Source organism: Chelatococcus sp. GCM10030263 (assembly GCF_042666455.1).
Taxonomy (GTDB): Bacteria; Pseudomonadota; Alphaproteobacteria; order Rhizobiales; family Beijerinckiaceae; genus Chelatococcus.
The window spans coordinates 369,344-386,938 of the sequence record NZ_JBHTDB010000009.1 but is presented as its reverse complement, the minus strand read 5'-3'; the positions used below and the strand labels follow the sequence as shown (position 1 = coordinate 386,938).

The window sequence follows — 17,595 nt, the reverse complement described above, 5'->3', positions numbered from 1 at the left end:
CATGACGCGTGATGCAGAGGCCGGCGGGACCGGTCATTTCGTCGACACCGCCCCCTTCGACCCGGGGCTCGTCGATCCCGGCGCCCGTGAGGACGAGCGCTTCTATCAGGCCTCGTCGCTGAAGCTCATCTGGTGGAAGTTCAAGCGCAACCGGCTCGCCGTGGTATCGGCGCTCGTGTTGCTCTTTTTCTACCTCACCATTCCCTTCGTGGAGATCATCGCGCCTTACGGTCAGAATCAGCGCAACGGCGACTTCCTCTATGCGCCGCCGCAGGGTGTGCACCTCTTCCACGAGGGCCGCTTCGTCGGGCCCTTCGTCTATCCCTATTCTTTCACCTTCAATCTGGAGACATTCACGCGAGACTATGTCGTCGACCGCACCGAGCCGCAGCCGCTGCGCTTCTTCTGTGAAGGCCCGCGCTATCGGTTCTGGGATCTGGTCGAGATGAACACCCATATCGTCTGCGCGCCGGAGGGCGGCACCTTCTTCCTGCTCGGCACGGACAGGCTGGGCCGCGACATGTTCTCGCGGATCATCTATGGCGGGCGCATCTCGCTGACGATCGGCATCGTCGGAATCGTCGTCTCCTTCGCCCTCGGCCTGTTTTTCGGTGGCCTCGCCGGTTATCTCGGCGGCTGGGTCGACAGCGTCATCCAGCGGGTCATCGAGATCCTGCGCTCCCTGCCGGAATTGCCGCTGTGGCTGGCGCTTTCGGCGGCGCTACCGGCCAACTGGAGCCCGCTCGTCATCTTCTTCGGGATCACGATCATTCTCGGCCTGCTCGATTGGCCAGGTCTGGCGCGCGCCGTGCGCTCGAAGCTATTGGCGCTCCGCGAGGAGGAATTCGTGCGCGCCGCCGTGCTGATGGGGGCGTCGCGGCGGCGGATCATCGCCCGCCATCTCATTCCGAATTTCATGAGCCACCTGATCGCCTCGGCAACCCTGTCGATCCCCTCAATGATCCTCGGCGAGACGGCGCTGTCCTTCCTCGGCCTCGGCCTCCGGCCGCCCGTCACCAGTTGGGGCGTTCTCCTCAACGAGGCGCAGAACCTCGCCGCGGTCAATCTTCAGCCTTGGCTTCTGTGGCCGATCGCGCCTGTGGTTCTCATCGTCCTCGCCTTCAATTTCATGGGCGATGGTCTGCGCGACGCGGCCGATCCCTACCACTGAGCCTGGGAACCCAAGAGCGGACGCAAGGAACGACAGCGGACGCAAAAAAAGAGCCCGCCGTGACGGCGGGCCCCTCTATTGCTCTGCCGATACGCTTACCGGGCCGGGGCAGTGTTCGGATTGGCAGCCGGCGGCGTGGCCGGGTTGGTGGAACCCGTGGCCATCGAGTCGGCGTTGTCGTCGTCCGCACGCTTGAACTCGGGCGCGTTTTGTAGGTCGGCCTTGGACACCTGCAATGTCAGCTTGGGCGTGTTGGCCGCGTTGCCGTCATTGGTGACCTGGATGGACTGGAATGGAACGGCGACGTTCTTTTCGCCCATCCCGAGGAAACCGCCAACGCCGACGACCACGCCTTCGATAGTGCCGGTGCGGCCAACAAGAAGGTCATTGATCTCGCCGATCGAGGCGTTGTCATTGCCGGTGACGGAGGCGCCGATCAGGTTGGAGCCGAGGACCTGCTGATCCGTCTGCTGCGTCACATAATTGATGGACGCGGCAGTGCCGCTCATCTGGGCCGCATTGCCGCCGCCGGCATTATTGCTGCCGCCAACTGGCGCCGAGTTCGACCCCGGAGCAGCCGCGGGAGGATTGGTCATCGAGCCAGACGGCGCGGCATTGCCGGACGGCGCCGTGTTCTGGGCGAAGGCAGGTCCTGCCGCCATGGCGGCAATCAATGCAGTCGCAAAAGTCACGCGCTTCATCATCGTTCGTTCCTCTCGCTAAATCGCGGGTTCGAGGGAAGAACGGACGGCCAATACCATGGTTCCGCTCACGGCTACAAAAATGTTGTATTTGCATTATAGCGCAGCGACCCCGATCTACGCTTCGCCATGCGCAGATACTGTCCAGCTTCGGCGAAGAATGGCTATGTCTAAGCTAGGCCGACATAACTGAACACATTGAGATACCCGCCTTATCGCACTCCGAGGCGAGTTCGGGCGGCGGAGGGGTTTTCCGCCGCCCGATGTGCTCGGGGATCGCTCAAGCGCCACGCCGGGCGCGCAATGCCAGGCCGCAACGGATGAATCCCAGCCCCTGGATCAAAAGGTCGATTGCCAGGATCGCCCCGAGCAGGAAGAGGCTATTGCCGGGCCAGGCCGCATAAACGACAATGCCGACCAGCAAGGTGATGACGCCCGTGGCCACGATCCAGCCCCAACCGGCTTCCGGCCGAGCATGCAGTCCCACCCAGATGCGAAAGACCCCGGCGACCACGAGCGCGACTGCGAGAAGAAGCGTGACTGCCGCGCCGGCGACGAGCGGATCGTAAAGCGCTATTCCACCGGCAATTGCATAGAAGATGCCGCTCAGGAACCAATAGAAGAAGCGGCTCCAGGTCTTCACCTGGAAGGCATGCACGATTTGCACGATACCGGCGACCAGCATCATGGCGCCGATATAGAACACGGTCGCAACTGTCGCCAGGAAGAGATTGCCCAGGGCGATGACGCCGAGAATGATGAGGCCGACGCCGAGAGCGACGAACCAGCCCCATTTTTCCCTCACTTCGGAAAATCCGGCTCCGAGGGAAGGTGACGTATTCGGTTGTGCAGCATTCGTCATGACAGCCCCGCGTCTTTCTCTCGGCTTCACCGACCCTATGCCGACAGGCAATGACGTTCTCTGAAGTGACTTGGGTCGGCAAAACTCGCCTTTTGCGACTAATACCATAGCTTAAGGTGCTATCGTCGGAAAGCCATATTCGGGACTATGGTTGCCGCGAAAAGCCTGGAGCAGCGGCAGTGATACGATGTCAGTTCGAACGGATACGCATCCTATGGTCATCCTTTACAGGCGTGTCGGGTGATGGCTCAATTCGCGGATGATTGCCATGATGGGCGCGCTGCTCGCACGTATTCGGTCGCTATCCTTCAACACTCGATCCGCTTTTCTCTGTCTGCCGGCGGTTGCGCTGACCCTGGGCTATGGCGTCCTCACCGATGATGTCCTGACCGGCAGCATTCTCACGAGCGGAGCCTTGTCGGTCGGTTTCGGATCCGTCCATGTCTTCACTCGCTGGCGCTCCGCGCCCATGATGCTGGCCGCAGTCGGCATGAGCCTCTCGGCCTTCGTGGGTTCGAGTGTCGGCAACCACGAGATCGCCTTCCTCGTGACCTCTGGGCTGTGGGCGGCCGCTTGCGCCATGTTCACCACCATCGAACTCGGGGCCTGGTGGATCATCCTGCAATGGTCGATCGCGCTCCTGGTGGCCGGCTCCTATCCGGCCGACCTGTCGGGGGCGGCAGCACGCGCCGGCCTCGTTCTTGCCGGCGGGCTCCTGCAGATCGCCTGCGTGCAGATCGGCTGGCGGCTCGGCGGCGGCGCACCGTCGCAAGTGGCCCATCACAGTCTGCGACGCGTGCGCAAGAGCCTGCGGCTTGCGCTTCACGGCAAGCTGCCGACGCTGCGCCACGCGATCCGGGCGGCCGTTTCGGTCATTCTGGCCTCCGGGCTGGTCCACTGGCTCGGTCTGGCGAACGGCTATTGGGCGCCGATGACGGCGCTCATCGTGCTCAAGCCGCAATTGAGGGCGACCCGTACGCGCGGGCTCGAACGTCTTGTGGGCACAGCGGCCGGCGGCGGGCTCGCAAGCCTCATCAGCCTGACGGCGCCGTCCACCGCTCTGCACGTCGCGCTGGCACTCGGTGCGGCTTGGCTCTCCTTTGGCCTGCAGAGAAGCCAGTATGTGATCTTCACAATTGCCATCACCGCGACCGTCGTATTCCTTCTCGGGCTCGACCATGTGCCGGAGGTCGTCACCGCCTGGCATCGGCTGGCGGCAACGGTTCTCGGCGGCGGAATTGCGATCGCCATCGCCTTCTTCACCAATCCCAAGATCTGGCGCGCATTGTGGGCCGCGCCCGGTGCCGTCGCGCCACAGGGGCGGGACGGGTGACACCCTGGTGCCGCTTTGGGCTTGACTTCCGAGCCTATTGAGACCACTTAAACGGTTGCCGCGCGGAGCATATGCCATCGGCAGCGTGAGCGATGTCGGCAGCGACATCGCCCGCCGACAATCCGCGGCTCACCGAACAGCCCAATCACGCGGGGCGTTCATCTCCCCGCGCTTGAGATCTGCAGCCTTTGGGTATGCGGATCGGCGTTGCTTTGGAAAGAATTTTCGATTGACGACCACTTTCAAGGACTTGGGCCTCGCCCAGCCTCTCCTCAAGGCCCTCGAAGCCGAGGGTTACGAAACCCCCACCCCCATTCAGGCACAAAGCATTCCGCATCTTCTCGGCGGTCGCGATCTCATGGGCATCGCCCAGACCGGCACCGGCAAGACGGCGGCTTTCGCGCTGCCCATCCTGCAGAAGCTCGCGGCCAATAAGGCGCCGCGCAAGCGCCACGCATGCCGGGCGCTGATCCTCAGCCCGACGCGCGAGCTCGCCAGCCAAATCGCCGACAGCTTCCGTACCTATGGCCGGCACCTCGGCCTCAGCATCGCGGTCGTTTTCGGCGGCGTGGGCGGACGCCCGCAGGCCGTGCAGCTCGCCCAGGGCGTCGATATCCTCGTCGCCACCCCCGGCCGGCTCATCGACCATCTCGACAACCGCGCCGTCAATCTGGCGAGCGTCGAGGTCTTCGTGCTCGACGAGGCCGACCAGATGCTCGACATGGGCTTCATCCACGCCATCCGCCGGATCCTCCCCGGTCTGCCGAAGGCGCGACAAAACCTGTTCTTCTCGGCCACCATGCCGAAGGAAATTGGTTCGCTGGCGGCCGAATTCCTGCGCGATCCGGTGCAGGTGTCGGTGGCGCCGGTGGCGACCACTGCCGAGCGTGTCGAACAGCGCGTCCTCTTCGTGGAGACTGCGCGCAAGCGCATGCTGCTGGCCGAGATCCTGCGTGGAGAGGCGACCGGTCGCACGCTCGTCTTCACCCGCACGAAACATGGCGCTGACCGCGTCGTGCGCCAGCTCGAACTGGATGGCATCGGTGCGGCCGCCATTCACGGCAACAAGAGCCAGGGCCAGCGCGAGCGGGCGCTCGCCGAATTCCGCTCGGGCAAAACGCCGGTGCTCATCGCCACCGATATCGCGGCGCGCGGCATCGATGTCGATGCAGTCACGCATGTCATCAATTTCGACCTGCCGAACGTGCCGGAGTCCTATGTGCACCGCATCGGCCGCACAGCGCGCGCCGGGGCGGAAGGCATCGCCATCTCCTTCTGTGACGGCGAGGAGCGCGCCTTTCTGCGCGATATCGAACGCCTGACGCGGCAGAAGATCCCGGCTGTCGACCGGCGGCTCGACACCAGCGTGCCGATCGAGGCGACCTCGACTGCCAACAAGGCGCCGGCGCGTCAGCAACAGCACCGCGGCCAAGGCTATCAGGGCCAGTCGCAGCGTGGCCAGGGCCACGGGCAGGGTGAGCGCTCCGGCCATGGTCAGTACGGCCAGGGACGTGGACCTTCGTCCGCCGGCCGGCCAGGCGGTGCGCCGTCCGGACGGTCACGTCGTCCCCGCTACAAGGGGCCGGACTCGCGCAGCGCCCAGTCGTAAGACTGTGGTCTCCATCTCTCTTCGTCATGGCCGGGCTTGTCCCGGCCATTTCGTTGTGTGAGGCAGCACTCTCGCCCTGACGGCGGCGTCCGCTTATTCCACCTTCACCGTCACGCTGTCGCTGGCGCCGCGCGCGTCGATCACCGACACATGTGCGAAGCCCTGGCTGTCCGGCTGCCATAGGCTTTCGCGCCTGAGGCTCGGCTCCGCCACCGGCGCGCCATTGACGAGCCAGGTGAGCGGCGGCACGCCGCCGTTCGCCTTCAACGGCAGCGCGCTCGGGCTGGCGGTTCCGGACATCCCGACCTCGACGAGCGCACCATCGGGAGGATAGGCGATCCTCAGTGGCGCGGTTGCGGTCGCGGCGATCGTCTTCGGCTGATCCGGTCGCAGATGCCGGAGCGGCGGCGGCAATGTCGCCGTCGTGGCGAAGATGACGTTCGGCGGCGCCGGGATCGCCTCGGGCTCGCGATCGAGCCGGGCGAAGGCGTCGAACAGCACCGGCGCTGCCACCTGATGGGCGACAAGGCCGGGCACCGAGACGCCGTCTGGCCGCCCGAGCCAGACCGCGATGGTCGTCCGCCGGTCGAAGCCGACGGCCCAGGCATCGCGATATCCATAGGACGTGCCGGTCTTGAAGGCGATCGACCTGGGCAGCGCATTCACCGGCGGCGGCGCGCCGCGCAGGACATCCGCGACATACCAGGCGGCAACCGGGGTCGTGAGCGGCGGCACATGGGCCCTGACAGGCTTCACGTCGAGCCGGGAGACGAGGGTCGGCACCACCCCGCCGCGGGCGAGGCCGGCGTAAAGCCGCGCCATGTCCATGAGCCGGATGCCGAGCCCGCCGAGCGCGATGGCGAGCCCCGGCGGGCCGGGATCCTCCTTCGGCAGCACGATATCGGCACCGACATTCCTCAGCCGCGCCAGGAAGCGCACGGGACCGAGCGCATCCAAAAGCTCCACCGCCGGCATGTTGAGCGAGAGCTGCAGCGCCCGGCGCGCGGTGACCGTTCCCTGGAAGGCGAGATCGAAATTCTCCGGGGCATAGGCGCCGAAGCGCGTCCGCCGATCGTCGAGCACCGTCTCGGGATGAGCGATGCCGTTTTCGAAGGCGAGCGCGTAGATGAAGGGCTTCAGGGCCGAACCCGGCGAGCGCACGGCCAGCGCGGCATCGAGCGCGCCGGCACGTTCGGCCGCGAAATAATCGGCCGCGCCGACATGGGCACGGATCTCGCCGGTCGCATTGTCGATGGCGACGATCGCCGCCGAGAGATTGGGGCCGAGCCGCAGCGCATTGCCGCGCGCGAGCGCCTCGAGGCTCCTTTGCAGGCGCCCGTCGATGGCGAGCCTGATGACCGAGGCGCCGGGATCGACGGCGACCGCCTCCTCCGCCGCATGAGGTGCGACCATGGGCATGGGGCGTCGCGCCGTCGGGATGGGCGTGGCCTCGGCCGCCTTCGCCTCTGCCGTACTGATGAGCCCCGCTTCGACCGCTCGCGCCAGCACGCGCGTGCGCGCAATGCGCGCAGCCTCGGCAAAGCGGTCCGGCCGGCGCGTCTCCGGCGATTGCGGCAATGCCACCAGCAAGGCCTGCTCGGCGAGCGACAGCCGCTTCGGCTCCTTGGCGAAATAGGCGAGGCTCGCGGCGCGGATGCCTTCGAGATTGCCGCCATAGGGCGCCAGGCTCAGATAAAGCGAGAGGATCTCGTCCTTGGAGAACCGCCGTTCGAGCTCGACGGCGCGCACGGCCTGCCGAAGCTTTGCGGTCAGGCTGCGCTCGGCGCGCGGTTCGAGAAGCCGCGCCACCTGCATGGTGAGCGTGGAGGCACCGGAGACGATGCGGCCGCTCGTCACGAGTTGGCCCGCCGCACGCAACGCAGCCAGAGGATCGATGCCGGGATGGCTATCGAAGCGCTTGTCTTCATAAGCTTTGAGCAGGGCGACGAAGCGCGGGTCGACATCGGCGATGGTGGCCGGCAGGCGCCAACGGCCCTCCGGCGTCGTGAAGGCGCGGAGCAGCCGCCCGTCGCGGTCGAGCACCTCGGTCGAGCGCGCCTCCGCCACGGTCAGATCGAGCGGACCGAGTGCCGCGGCAAAGCGCCAGAGGGCCGCGGAGGCGATGAGCGCCGCCACGACCAGCGTAGCGGTCGCAATGACCGCAACGCGCCCTATGGCTCTCCCGGTCATGGCCGGGCTTGAGCCGGCCATCCCGATCGGACGTTCGCAGCCGTTGTCGCTCTTCCGATTGGGATCCCCGGCTCAAGGCCGGGGATGACGGGGTGTTTCCTGCGCCTCCCCTCCATCGGAGAAGACTCCTTTCACCGTCCCGCCGGTGCGACCACGACCGCACCGAAATCCGTGCGGCCGAAGCGCTCGGGCCGGTACATGTCTTCGATCAGCGCCGGCGGATGGACATAGCGCCCCGGCGAGACGGCGCGGACCATATAGGCGACCGTGAAGAAGGCGGCATCGCTGCCGTCGCGGTCGAAGGCGGCGACAAAGCGGTCGTCGCGGTATTCCGTATGGGTCGGCTCCACATCGCGCTTCAGCCAGGGCAAACCGGCGAGGGAACCAGAGTCGACGAGATTGGGATTGTCGATCTCAAAGCCGGCCGGCAGGTAGTCCGTCAGCAGGAGGCGCGCAAAGGCGGCCTCCGTTTCCGTGACCTTCAGCACGACGACGAGCCGATCGTTCTGGCGCACGGTCGCAGGATCAACCTGCGTTCCATCGAGCCGATAATAGGTGCGTTCGATCTGATAGCCCTGGCTGGCGGCGGGCTCCGGCGTTGCCGGATTGCCGGCGACGCTCACCACCATATTGAGCGGTGTGCGGCCGTTGTTCGTCACGGTGACGCCTGCGCCGGCCAGCGCATCCGGCCGGAAATTGCGGTAGAGCGCCCCCTTGTGCGGCGTGCCGTCAACGCTGAGATCGAGATTGTCAGCACTCTTGGTCAGGGCTTCCGCCGCCAGCACGAGCCAAGCCTCCTCCTGGGTCGAGGTATAGGCTCGCTGCAACCGCGCATCCTCGACGACGCGACTGGCATTGGCGATATCCGTCGGCGCAGCCCCCGTCTCGGCGACGAGCGTCAGCACGGCCGCGCCGTCGCGCAGGCGCGAGCCATAGTCCGGCCGCGAGGTCACGGAATCCTGCACCGACGACAGTTGCTCCACGGCTGAGGAAAAGGCGCTCTGCGCCCGGCCGCGATCGCCGAGCAGCGCGAGCGCCGCCGCGATCTGCGCGCGGGCGAGCGGTGACCCAAAATCCTTGATCTTGACGTCGGAGAGGTAGCGCAGATCGCCCATCACCGGCCGGCCGTTACGCGCCAGAACATAGGCGGCATAGGCGAGCCCCTCGCCTTGTCCGTCGCTGAAGTCGGTGGTGTTGGCGACATAGTTGCGCAGCCGCTCGAGCGCCTGGTCGAAGGCGACCTGCGGCACCACGAAGCCGCGCTCGCGCGCCCGCGTCAGGAAATCGGCGACATAGGCGTCGAGCCAGATGTCGTCGCCGCCGACGGACCAGAGCCCGAAGGAGCCGTTGCCGTCCTGGCGCGCCAGCACACGTTCGATCGACTGCTGGATGCGCTGATCGACATTGATGTCGGGCGGCAGGGCGTTGGCGGCCGCGAGCGCATTGACATAGAGCAGCGGCAGCGCGCGGCTCACGGTCTGCTCGGTGCAGCCGTAGGGGAAGCGGTCGAGGGCCGCGAGCAGCGCCGGCACGTCGAGCGCCGTCAGCGGCGCCACGGAGATCGAGGCAAGCCCGGTGCCCGGCAAGAGATCCGCGAAGAGATCGCTCGACAGGCGCACCGACCCTTGCGGGGGTAAGGGCCGCACGGTGCGGTTGACGAGCGGCGGCCGGCCGGGCTCCACACCCATGCGCAAACTTTGCGTCACATCGAAGCCGCCAGGGCCGGTCAGATGCACATCGAGCGTGGCGATGCCGACGGCCGTGCCGGTGACAGGCACCGCGAGCGTGGTGCGGCCGCCGGCGGCGAGGTCCAGATTGCGCTCGACTTGGCCGGCATCGATGCCGAGCGGCCCGCTCGAATTCAGCGCGAGCCGATAGCTGCCGGGTACACCGTCCACATTGTGGATGTCGAGCGCCAGGCGGGATTCATCGCCCACATTGAGGAAGCGCGGCAGCGTGGCATTGACCACGACGGGGTCGCGCACCACCACATCGGCGCTCGCCTCGCCCACCTTGCTCTTCGTCCAGGCTGTCGCCATGACGCGCAGCGTGCCGTTGAAGGCCGGGATGTCGAAGGTCACCTCCGCCGTGCCGTCGGCGCCAACCTCCACGACGCCCGAATAGAGCGCCACCGGCTCCTGCGCCGGCGGCGAGCCGACGATCTCCGCGCCTCCACCGTCGCCGCCCGAGCGGATGGCGCCGAGCGTGCCCTGCATGCCGTCGATGAGATAGCCATAGAGGTCGCGGATGCCGGCGCCGAGCTGTCGCTGGCCGAAGAAATAGTCTGTCGGCTGAGGCGCCTCGTAACGCGTGAGATTGAGGATGCCGACATCGACGGCTGCAACCGTGACATAGACCTTCTCGCCGGCCGCCATGCCGGCGACCTTGATCGGCAGGCGCAGGGTCTCGCGCGGCCGCATGGTCGCGGGCGCGCCGAGGTCGAGGGTCAGCGCCCGCGCCTCGCGATCGATCGAGAACCAGGCGAGGCCGATCGCCCGGCCGGGCATGCGCTTGGCCGCCACATCGAGCGGCCGGTGCGCGAAGGCGACCACATAGGCACCTGCGCCCCAGTCCGCCTGGACCGGCAGCGTCACCGAGGTGCCGTCCGGCACCACGTCTACGAGTTTCTCCGCGAGCACATGGTCGGTGACAACAGCGATTGTTGCCTTGCCGGCAAAGCGCGGCTTAACGGTGACCGTCATCGTATCGCCGGCGCGATAGGCAGCCTTGTCCAGCGTGACGTCGAGCCGGTCGGGCGCATCCGCCGTCTGTTCGCCGCTATAGCCCACGTCGAAGGTGATGCTGGTCGGGCGGATGTCCGGCTGATCGGAGGTGAGTTCGAGGCGGTAGGAGCCCCAGTCGACCTGCGCCGCGATGCGACCCGGCGCATTGGCGGCGATATCGAGGCGGCCGTTGGCGACGCGGCGCGTGCGCGTCACCGTCTCGTAGGACCAGCGCCCGTCACGGCTGTACCATTGGTAGTCGCGTTCGAGCCGATAAAGGTTCCATTGCGCCGGGCCGGCGAGGCGTTCACCCGTCGCGGCAGCGAGCACCACGTCGAAGGTCGCGGCAGAGCCGGCGCTCAACTCACCGAACAGTTTGCGCACGCCTATCACCTTGCCGTCGGGCAGGATCGGCAGGGTGAGGCTGCGCTCGACGGCGCGGCCGCCGGGTTCACCGACACGGAGCGTCACCTTCGCTTCCACGGGCCGCGGCGCCGAAACGGCTTCGACCGGAACCACGATGTCCGCCTTGCCTTGCGCGTCGGTCGTGGCGTGCTGCTCGATCTCCGTCGTGACGGCGGAGAACTCCTCATCCGACAGGCCGATCTCGAAACCATCGAGGCCGGGGATCGTCGGTGTTGCGGCCGCGGTGATCGAGACCTCGCCGGAGACGTCGAGGCTCGCGCCTGGGGCGCCGTAAAGATAACGAGCATCGACCGTGATATCGGCCGCTTCGCGCGGCTTCAGCGCCTTCTGGCTGGCCGACAATGTGAACTCGAGCCGCTCCGGCACATAGTCCTCAACCAGAAGCGACGTGCTACCGATCGGCTGGCCCTTGGGGTCTGCATAGGCCTCGATGCGCCAGGTTCCGTGCATGGCGCCGGCGAGGATAGGCAGCGACCAGGCACGGCCGCCCTCCCCTTGATCGGTCACCTGCGCGCGCCGGTATTCGACGCCGTCCGGCCGCCGCGCCACCAGGGTCAGCGGCAGGCCGGGCGCCGCCACGCCCTTGTCGTCGCGCAGCAGCGCGGTGACGAAGGCGGTCTCGCCGGTGCGGTAGACGCCGCGCTCCGTGAAAATCATGGCGTCGAGCGGTCCGGGCGCACGCCGGCCCTTGACGCCGCGGTCGCTCAGATCGAAGGGGCTCTGGGCGAGGTCGAGGAAATTGTAGTCGCCGGCCGCGGTCGTCGCGACGATGAGGCCGGGGCTCTCACCGCCCGTGCCGCGCGCGAGCCCAGCGGGAAAGCGCACGCGGCCGTCCGCGTCGGTCTTTTCCGTGGCGAGCACGTCGTTGTTGCGGGCGAGCAGCTTCACCTCCGCCCCGGCGAGCGGCGCGGCCGTGCCGAGCGCGCGGGTCATCACCTCGATGCCGCCGTCGCCCGAGACGGCGGTGAGGCCGAGGTCGGAGACCACGAACCACTGCGTCGCCTTGGCACCGTAGTCCTGGTCGGTCGCGCCGCCGGCGGGCGCGGCGGTCATGATATAGACGCCGGGCTCGAGCGTGTTCTTGACCGCCTCCATCACGGGGAAGGCCGTCACCACGTCCTGATTCAGCTTGCTCGCCACGTCGAGCGTGCCCTGCCAGACGCGCTGGCCCTTGTCGTCGGCATAGTTTTCGGCCGTATAGCGGCTGATCCCGCCGAGGAAGTCGCCGGAGCGAAGCGTCGGCAGGAGGCCGCGGTCGCCGACGCGCAGGATCTGGACATCGACCTTGGCCGTATTCACCGAAACCACCGGGATGCCCTGCTGGCCGGTACGCGGCAGCACGTAATTGCGACCCGTGAAACGCACCTGCGGGCTGCGGTCCTTCACATAAAGCGTGTAATCGGCGCTCCGCCGCAGCGCCTCATCCGAAATGGCGGAGGGCAGGCCCTGGCGCAGCACCACGGCATAGCTCTTGCCGTGCTCCAGCCCATCGACACAGAGCTCCGTGCCGTTCGCCGTAACGGCCGCATTGTTGGCGCCGGCGATTGCCACGAAGGGCGAGAAATCCGCTCGACCGCGTTGCAGATCTTCCGAAAACTGGAAGCAGGCGCGCGGCGTCGCAGCATCGGAATCGATCGTATAGCCGGTGATGCGGAAGCCGTGCTTATCGACCAGATCCTCGTAGGTCGCGCGCCGAGCCGGCACGTCGGCGAGCGCCAGGCTCGCGCGATAGGTGTCGATGGCTGCGCGCCACTGGTTGCGCGTGGCAAAGAGCGCGCCGAGGTCGGCGAGCGCGGTTGCCTGCTGGGCTGGCGTCCGCGACTTCTGATAGGCGGCATAGGCAGCCGCCAGCGCACGGCGTTGAAAGGTCTGGTTGGCGCGGTAATCGTCGCTCTTGGACTGTGCGGAGGCCGCCGAATAGCCGAGCCAGCCGGCCGGATCATTGGGCTGGGTTGCGACGACGCTTCCATAAAGCGCCAAGGCGCCGGCAGCATCGCCGCGCCCGAGCGCCGCAGCCGCATCCTGCTTGAGGCGGGCGGGCGGCGTGCCGGGACGCCCCGCCGGCAGCGCCGCCTCACGCTTCAAATCGGCCTCGAGCCTGACCGCATCGCTTGCGAGATCGTCGCGAAGATAAGCCTTGGTCGGCTCGCTTGCCGCCGCGGCGGGGCGGGCCTGCGCGGAGGCCGGTGCTGCGGGCGGCAGCACCAGCAGGGCAGCGACGAGCCCCGCCAGGAGCCTCCAGCTTCGGCGTGATCGGCTGCCAACCATGCGACTGCTCCCTTGCGTTGCCGTGAGCGGGCTGATCTCACCTTGATTCAAGGTCCCGCTCTAATTTGTTGATCGGGCAAGATGTTATTGCCCGGAAGGTGCGCCATCTGCGTCGATGGCGATCAGCAACAATCGTTGTTTACGGCCAAGCCTATCATTCGCACTGCATCCTGCAATGCATCCAGCGCCGATCAGGCGACGCGCAGGCCCTCGCGCCACACCTGCCGGACAATCGGCACGGCCCCGGCGCAATGAACCCGCAGGCAATCGGCGCGCAGCCCGACGGCGAGCGCGCCGCGATCAGTCAGCCCGGCGGCCCGGGCGGGCGTGAGCGAGACCATGCGCACCGCCTCCGGAAGGCCGATTTCAGGCACGCGTTCCGGCACGGCGAAGGCGGCCATGATCAGGCTCGCCGGGACGTAATCCGAGGAGATGATGTCGAGGAGACCGGCGCGCGCCAGGTCCTCGGCGGCCACATTGCCGGAATGCGATGCGCCGCGCACCACATTGGGCCCGCCCATCATGACGCGGATGCCCGCCGCATGCGAGGCGGCAGCCGCCTCATGGGTCGTTGGAAACTCGGCAACCGCTACCCCGTCGGCGATCGATTCCGCCACATGCTCGGGCGTTCCGTCGTCGTGGCTCGCCAGCACCGCTCCCTGCGACTTTGCAAAGTCGACGAGCCAGCGGCGATGCCGGGCGGCATTGGCCGCGTGGAGCGCCAATCGCCGGCGCACCATCGCCTCGGCCTCCTCCTCGGTGCGGGCCACCTTGCTGGTGAAATACATCTTCCACAGGCTGATGTCGCGAAACTGCCGCTGGCCGGGGGTATGGTCCATCAGCGACATGAGATGGAGGGGGTACCGCGCCGCAAAAGCCTCGACATCGGTGAGGACGTCATTCGTCGCGACCTCGCAGCGCAGGTGCATGCGGTGCTCGGCTCTGAGATGCCCGGCCTGGGACGCCTCCGTGAGCGCCTCGGCGAGCAGCCAGAGGTCGCTGTTCGGCATGCCCCCCTCCTCGTCCGAACCGGCCCTGAGGCAGTCGAAAACGGTGGTGATGCCGGCCGCGGCGATCTGCGCGTCATAGGCCATGACGGCGCTCAAGGGATGCCATTTGACCCGCGGACGTGGCCGGAAATGGCTCTCGAGCTGATCCGTATGGAGCTCGACCAGCCCCGGCAGCAGATAATCGCCCCCGAGATCGAGGCCGCGCTCGGGAGCATCACCCTCGCCGAGATCGGCGATGATGCCGCCCGCCATGGCGAGCCAGCCATGCTCGATCACCCCATCCGGCAGGACCAGGCGGGCATTTTCGACGACGTGATCCTGGGCAAGGTGGCCGGACGCAAGCATGGGTCGTCTCTACTGCAAAATCATTCCCCAAGTCTCGCCTAAAAAACTGGGATCGGGCCAGGATGCTCGCCGCCGATCACGTTACCGCCGACATGCTGGACAAGCTCAAGCATTGCGTTAACCTTGTTTGGCCGGGGGCAGAAAACCCGGATCTCATCGCCTGCAAGTCCGGGGGGAAGCGCATGCAGGTTCATTTCAACCAGAGAGCCAGACCAGACCGAACGCCGTCCTGATCCGCACCGACGATGATGGGGGAACATCTCGTCCGCGCGGCACGTGCGTGCTGGATCGCGGCCATATCGGAGCGGCGGGTTCGCCGGCGGCTGTGCACCCTCTGCGCATGGGTCGTCCTTGCCCTCGCCGCCCCCTTGGCCACCGTCGATGTCGCCGTTGCCGGCGCCTGGACGCTTCCCGCCGGCAAGGGCCAAGTGATCGTCACCGGCAGCTTTGTCAGCGCCCAGCTCTATTACGACTCCAGAGGGCGCGTCCTGCGCGGCCCGAGCTATCGCAAATTCGAAGCATCGGCTTTTCTCGAATACGGATTCACCGATCGCTTCACCGGCCTTTTCTCGCCCTCTCTTCTCGCCGCCTCGGTGCCGGGCTGGGGCGCCCGTTATGTCGGACCGGGCCATACGGAGATCGGCGGACGCTTCCGCCTTTTCGAGGGCGAGAGCTGGGTCGTCTCAATACAGGCGAGCGCCCGTCTGCCCGTACCCGCCAATCGGCTCAATCCCGCAGCGGCCTGCTGCACCGCTTGGGAAGCCGACGTCCGCCTCCTCCTCGGCAAATCCTTCGCGCTTGGCGCCTGGCCCTCCTTCATCAACGCAGAGGCCGGCTACCGGCTGCGTGCAGGGTATGCCGAGGACGAGTTGCGCATCGACGTTACGCTGGGTGTACGACCGCGGCGCAACTGGCTTATCCTCCTGCAATCCTTCAATGTCCTTGCGAATGATGGCGATGCGGGGATATTCACGGAAGCGCGTTATCACAAAGTCCAGCTTGGAGTGGTGTGGGACTTCGCCCACCATTGGTCCGTGCAACTGGCCGCCATCGCCATGATCGCCGGTCGAAGCGCACCGGTCGAGGCTGGCTTCGTCACCGGTTTGTGGTACCGCTTCTGAATGTAGGATCCATTGGAGCGCCCTTGTCCATGGCCCAGTCGAACGCTCGTATCACGCCGGTGTTGTTGTCCGGCGGCACAGGGACCCGCCTTTGGCCCCTGTCGCGCGAGGCCTATCCCAAGCAGTTGCTGCCGCTCGCCAGCGACAAGACCATGCTGCAGGAAACCGCGCGGCGCGTCGCCGACCGCGCGGAATTCAATGCTCCCCTGGTCATCGCCAATGCCGAGCATCGCTTCGTCATCGCCGAGCAGCTCAGGGGGCTCGGCATCGACGACGCGACAATCGTGCTGGAGCCGGCCGGACGCAATACGGCCCCCGCTGCGGCCGTTGCCGCCCTGCTGGCGCTCGAGGATGACCCCGCAGCGACCGTCCTGCTCATGCCGGCCGACCATGTGGTGCGTGATCCCGCAGCCTTCCTCGCCGCCGTCCGCCAGGGTGCTGCGGCGGCGGCCGCCGGTCAGCTCGTGCTCTTCGGGCTGAAGCCGACCGCGCCCGCGACCGGCTATGGCTATATTCATGTCGGCGAGGCCCTGCCCGCCTGCCCCGGTGCGCACAGCGTCGCCGGCTTCCGCGAAAAGCCCGATGCCGCCACGGCGGAGAGCTATCTGGCGAGCGGCGATTATCTCTGGAACAGCGGCATCTTCCTGCTGCCGGCCAAGGTTTTCCTGGACGATCTCGCGCGGCTCGCGCCCGACGTGTTGGCGCAGGCGCGGGCGGCGGTTACCGACGCCAAGCGCGACATGGACTTCCTCCGGCTCGAGGACGAGGCCTTCCGCGCCTCGCCGTCGATCTCCATCGACTATGCCGTCATGGAAAAGACCGACAAGGCCACCGTCGTGCCGGCCGACTGCGGCTGGGCGGATGTCGGCAGCTGGTCGGCGCTGTGGGAGATCGGCGTCAGGGACAAGGCCGACAACCTCATGGTGGGCGATGTCGTCGCCGAGGAGGCGCAGGGCTGCTATCTGCGCGGAGAGGGCCAACTGGTGGCGGCGCTCGGCGTCGAGGATCTCGTCGTCGTGGCGACGCCCGACGTGGTGCTCGTTACCCGGCGGGACCGCGACCAGGACGTCAAGAAGCTCGTCGAGCGCCTGAAGAAGGACGGCCACGAGGCCGCCACCCAGACCCCGCGCGTGCACCGCCCCTGGGGCTATTACCAGTCGCTGCACATGGGCGAGCGCTTCCAGGTGAAGCGCATCACCGTGCGGCCGGGCGCGAAGCTCTCGCTGCAGAAGCATTATCACCGCGCCGAGCATTGGGTGGTGGTGAACGGCACGGCGCTCGTCACCCGCGACGATGACCAGGTGCTCTTGCGCGAGAACGAGTCGATCTTCCTGCCGCTCGGCTGCGTTCATCGGCTGGAGAACCCCGGCAAGGTGCCGCTCAACCTCATCGAGGTGCAGTCCGGCCCCTATCTCGGCGAGGACGACATCGTCCGTTACGAGGACGTCTACGCCCGCGTCGACAACGCGATCGAGGCGGCCAAGGGCGCCTAGACGGCGATCTCGGGACGATCAGCGCGAGATCGGATCAGGGGCTGCCGGCCGAAGAGCCAGCCGTTCCGGCGCTGCGGAGCCGCAATTGCCGCTCTGTCGCAATAAGATGTGTGATCAGTGCCATGACGGCTTGCGGCCCTTCGAAGGCACGGCTATAAGACCGGCCTCGCGCAAGCGATGTCGGAGTGTAGCGCAGTCTGGTAGCGCACCTCGTTCGGGACGAGGGGGTCGCAGGTTCGAATCCTGCCACTCCGACCAAGCGGACCAAGGGTTTCGCAAATCCCACTGAATAGCCCGCCCAGGAAATGGCCCAAGAAATGGGCCGGACACAAAAAAGGGCGCC

At 66.9% G+C, this 17,595-nt stretch carries 10 protein-coding genes and 1 tRNA gene; 6 read left to right on the top strand and 5 right to left on the bottom strand.

Translation table 11 applies throughout. From position 1 onward, the window contains the following. The first annotated feature begins 1 nt into the window (after window position 1). Complete coding sequence (locus ACFQU1_RS20730; protein ID WP_378136803.1) at window positions 2–1,171, top strand: ABC transporter permease; 1,170 nt, start codon at window positions 2–4, stop codon at window positions 1,169–1,171. A gap of 95 nt (window positions 1,172–1,266) precedes the next feature. On the opposite strand, the gene ACFQU1_RS20725 is transcribed toward ACFQU1_RS20730, so the two are convergent. Together ACFQU1_RS20725 and ACFQU1_RS20720 are read right to left on the bottom strand one after the other, a co-directional pair. Continuing rightward, window positions 1,267–1,875 (bottom strand): PRC-barrel domain-containing protein, encoded by a 609-nt coding sequence (locus ACFQU1_RS20725; RefSeq protein ID WP_378136212.1) that lies wholly within the window; start codon window positions 1,873–1,875, stop codon window positions 1,267–1,269. Window positions 1,876–2,152: 277 nt separating this feature from the next. Then, entirely contained in the window at window positions 2,153–2,734 is a 582-nt protein-coding gene (locus tag ACFQU1_RS20720; RefSeq protein WP_378136210.1) for an HdeD family acid-resistance protein, read from the bottom strand. 268 nt (window positions 2,735–3,002) lie between these two features. Here ACFQU1_RS20720 and ACFQU1_RS20715 point away from each other — a divergent pair, with 268 nt between their 5' ends. Both ACFQU1_RS20715 and ACFQU1_RS20710 read left to right on the top strand, forming a co-directional pair. Continuing rightward, window positions 3,003–4,067 (top strand): FUSC family protein, encoded by a 1,065-nt coding sequence (locus ACFQU1_RS20715; protein WP_378136208.1) that lies wholly within the window; start codon window positions 3,003–3,005, stop codon window positions 4,065–4,067. 229 nt (window positions 4,068–4,296) lie between these two features. Continuing rightward, the gene (locus tag ACFQU1_RS20710; protein ID WP_378136206.1) at window positions 4,297–5,676 is read left to right on the top strand and encodes a DEAD/DEAH box helicase; all 1,380 of its coding nucleotides are present in this window, start codon (window positions 4,297–4,299) and stop codon (window positions 5,674–5,676) included. Window positions 5,677–5,769: 93 nt separating this feature from the next. Here ACFQU1_RS20710 and pbpC read toward each other — a convergent pair whose 3' ends face one another. The 3 genes from pbpC to ACFQU1_RS20695 all read right to left on the bottom strand — a co-directional run bounded on the left by pbpC (window position 5,770) and on the right by ACFQU1_RS20695 (window position 14,638). Then, window positions 5,770–7,866 carry a penicillin-binding protein 1C gene (gene pbpC, locus ACFQU1_RS20705; protein WP_378136204.1) on the bottom strand — a complete coding sequence of 699 codons (2,097 nt, stop codon included), beginning with the start codon at window positions 7,864–7,866 and terminating at the stop codon, window positions 5,770–5,772. 131 nt (window positions 7,867–7,997) lie between these two features. Then, window positions 7,998–13,283, bottom strand: coding sequence for an MG2 domain-containing protein (locus ACFQU1_RS20700; RefSeq protein WP_378136202.1), 5,286 nt, complete (start codon window positions 13,281–13,283; stop codon window positions 7,998–8,000). A 191-nt stretch (window positions 13,284–13,474) separates the two neighbouring features. Beyond that, the gene (locus tag ACFQU1_RS20695) at window positions 13,475–14,638 is read right to left on the bottom strand and encodes an alpha-D-ribose 1-methylphosphonate 5-triphosphate diphosphatase (RefSeq protein ID WP_378136200.1); all 1,164 of its coding nucleotides are present in this window, start codon (window positions 14,636–14,638) and stop codon (window positions 13,475–13,477) included. Window positions 14,639–14,883: 245 nt separating this feature from the next. Between ACFQU1_RS20695 and ACFQU1_RS20690 the strand changes: the two genes are divergently transcribed. The 3 genes from ACFQU1_RS20690 to ACFQU1_RS20680 all read left to right on the top strand — a co-directional run bounded on the left by ACFQU1_RS20690 (window position 14,884) and on the right by ACFQU1_RS20680 (window position 17,510). Beyond that, window positions 14,884–15,759, top strand: a complete 876-nt coding sequence (locus tag ACFQU1_RS20690) for a hypothetical protein (RefSeq protein WP_378136198.1) — start codon at window positions 14,884–14,886, stop codon at window positions 15,757–15,759. A gap of 29 nt (window positions 15,760–15,788) precedes the next feature. Further along, the gene (locus ACFQU1_RS20685; protein WP_378136196.1) at window positions 15,789–17,252 is read left to right on the top strand and encodes a mannose-1-phosphate guanylyltransferase/mannose-6-phosphate isomerase; all 1,464 of its coding nucleotides are present in this window, start codon (window positions 15,789–15,791) and stop codon (window positions 17,250–17,252) included. 181 nt (window positions 17,253–17,433) lie between these two features. Further along, window positions 17,434–17,510 (top strand) — tRNA-Pro (locus ACFQU1_RS20680). Window positions 17,511–17,595: the final 85 nt, after the last annotated feature.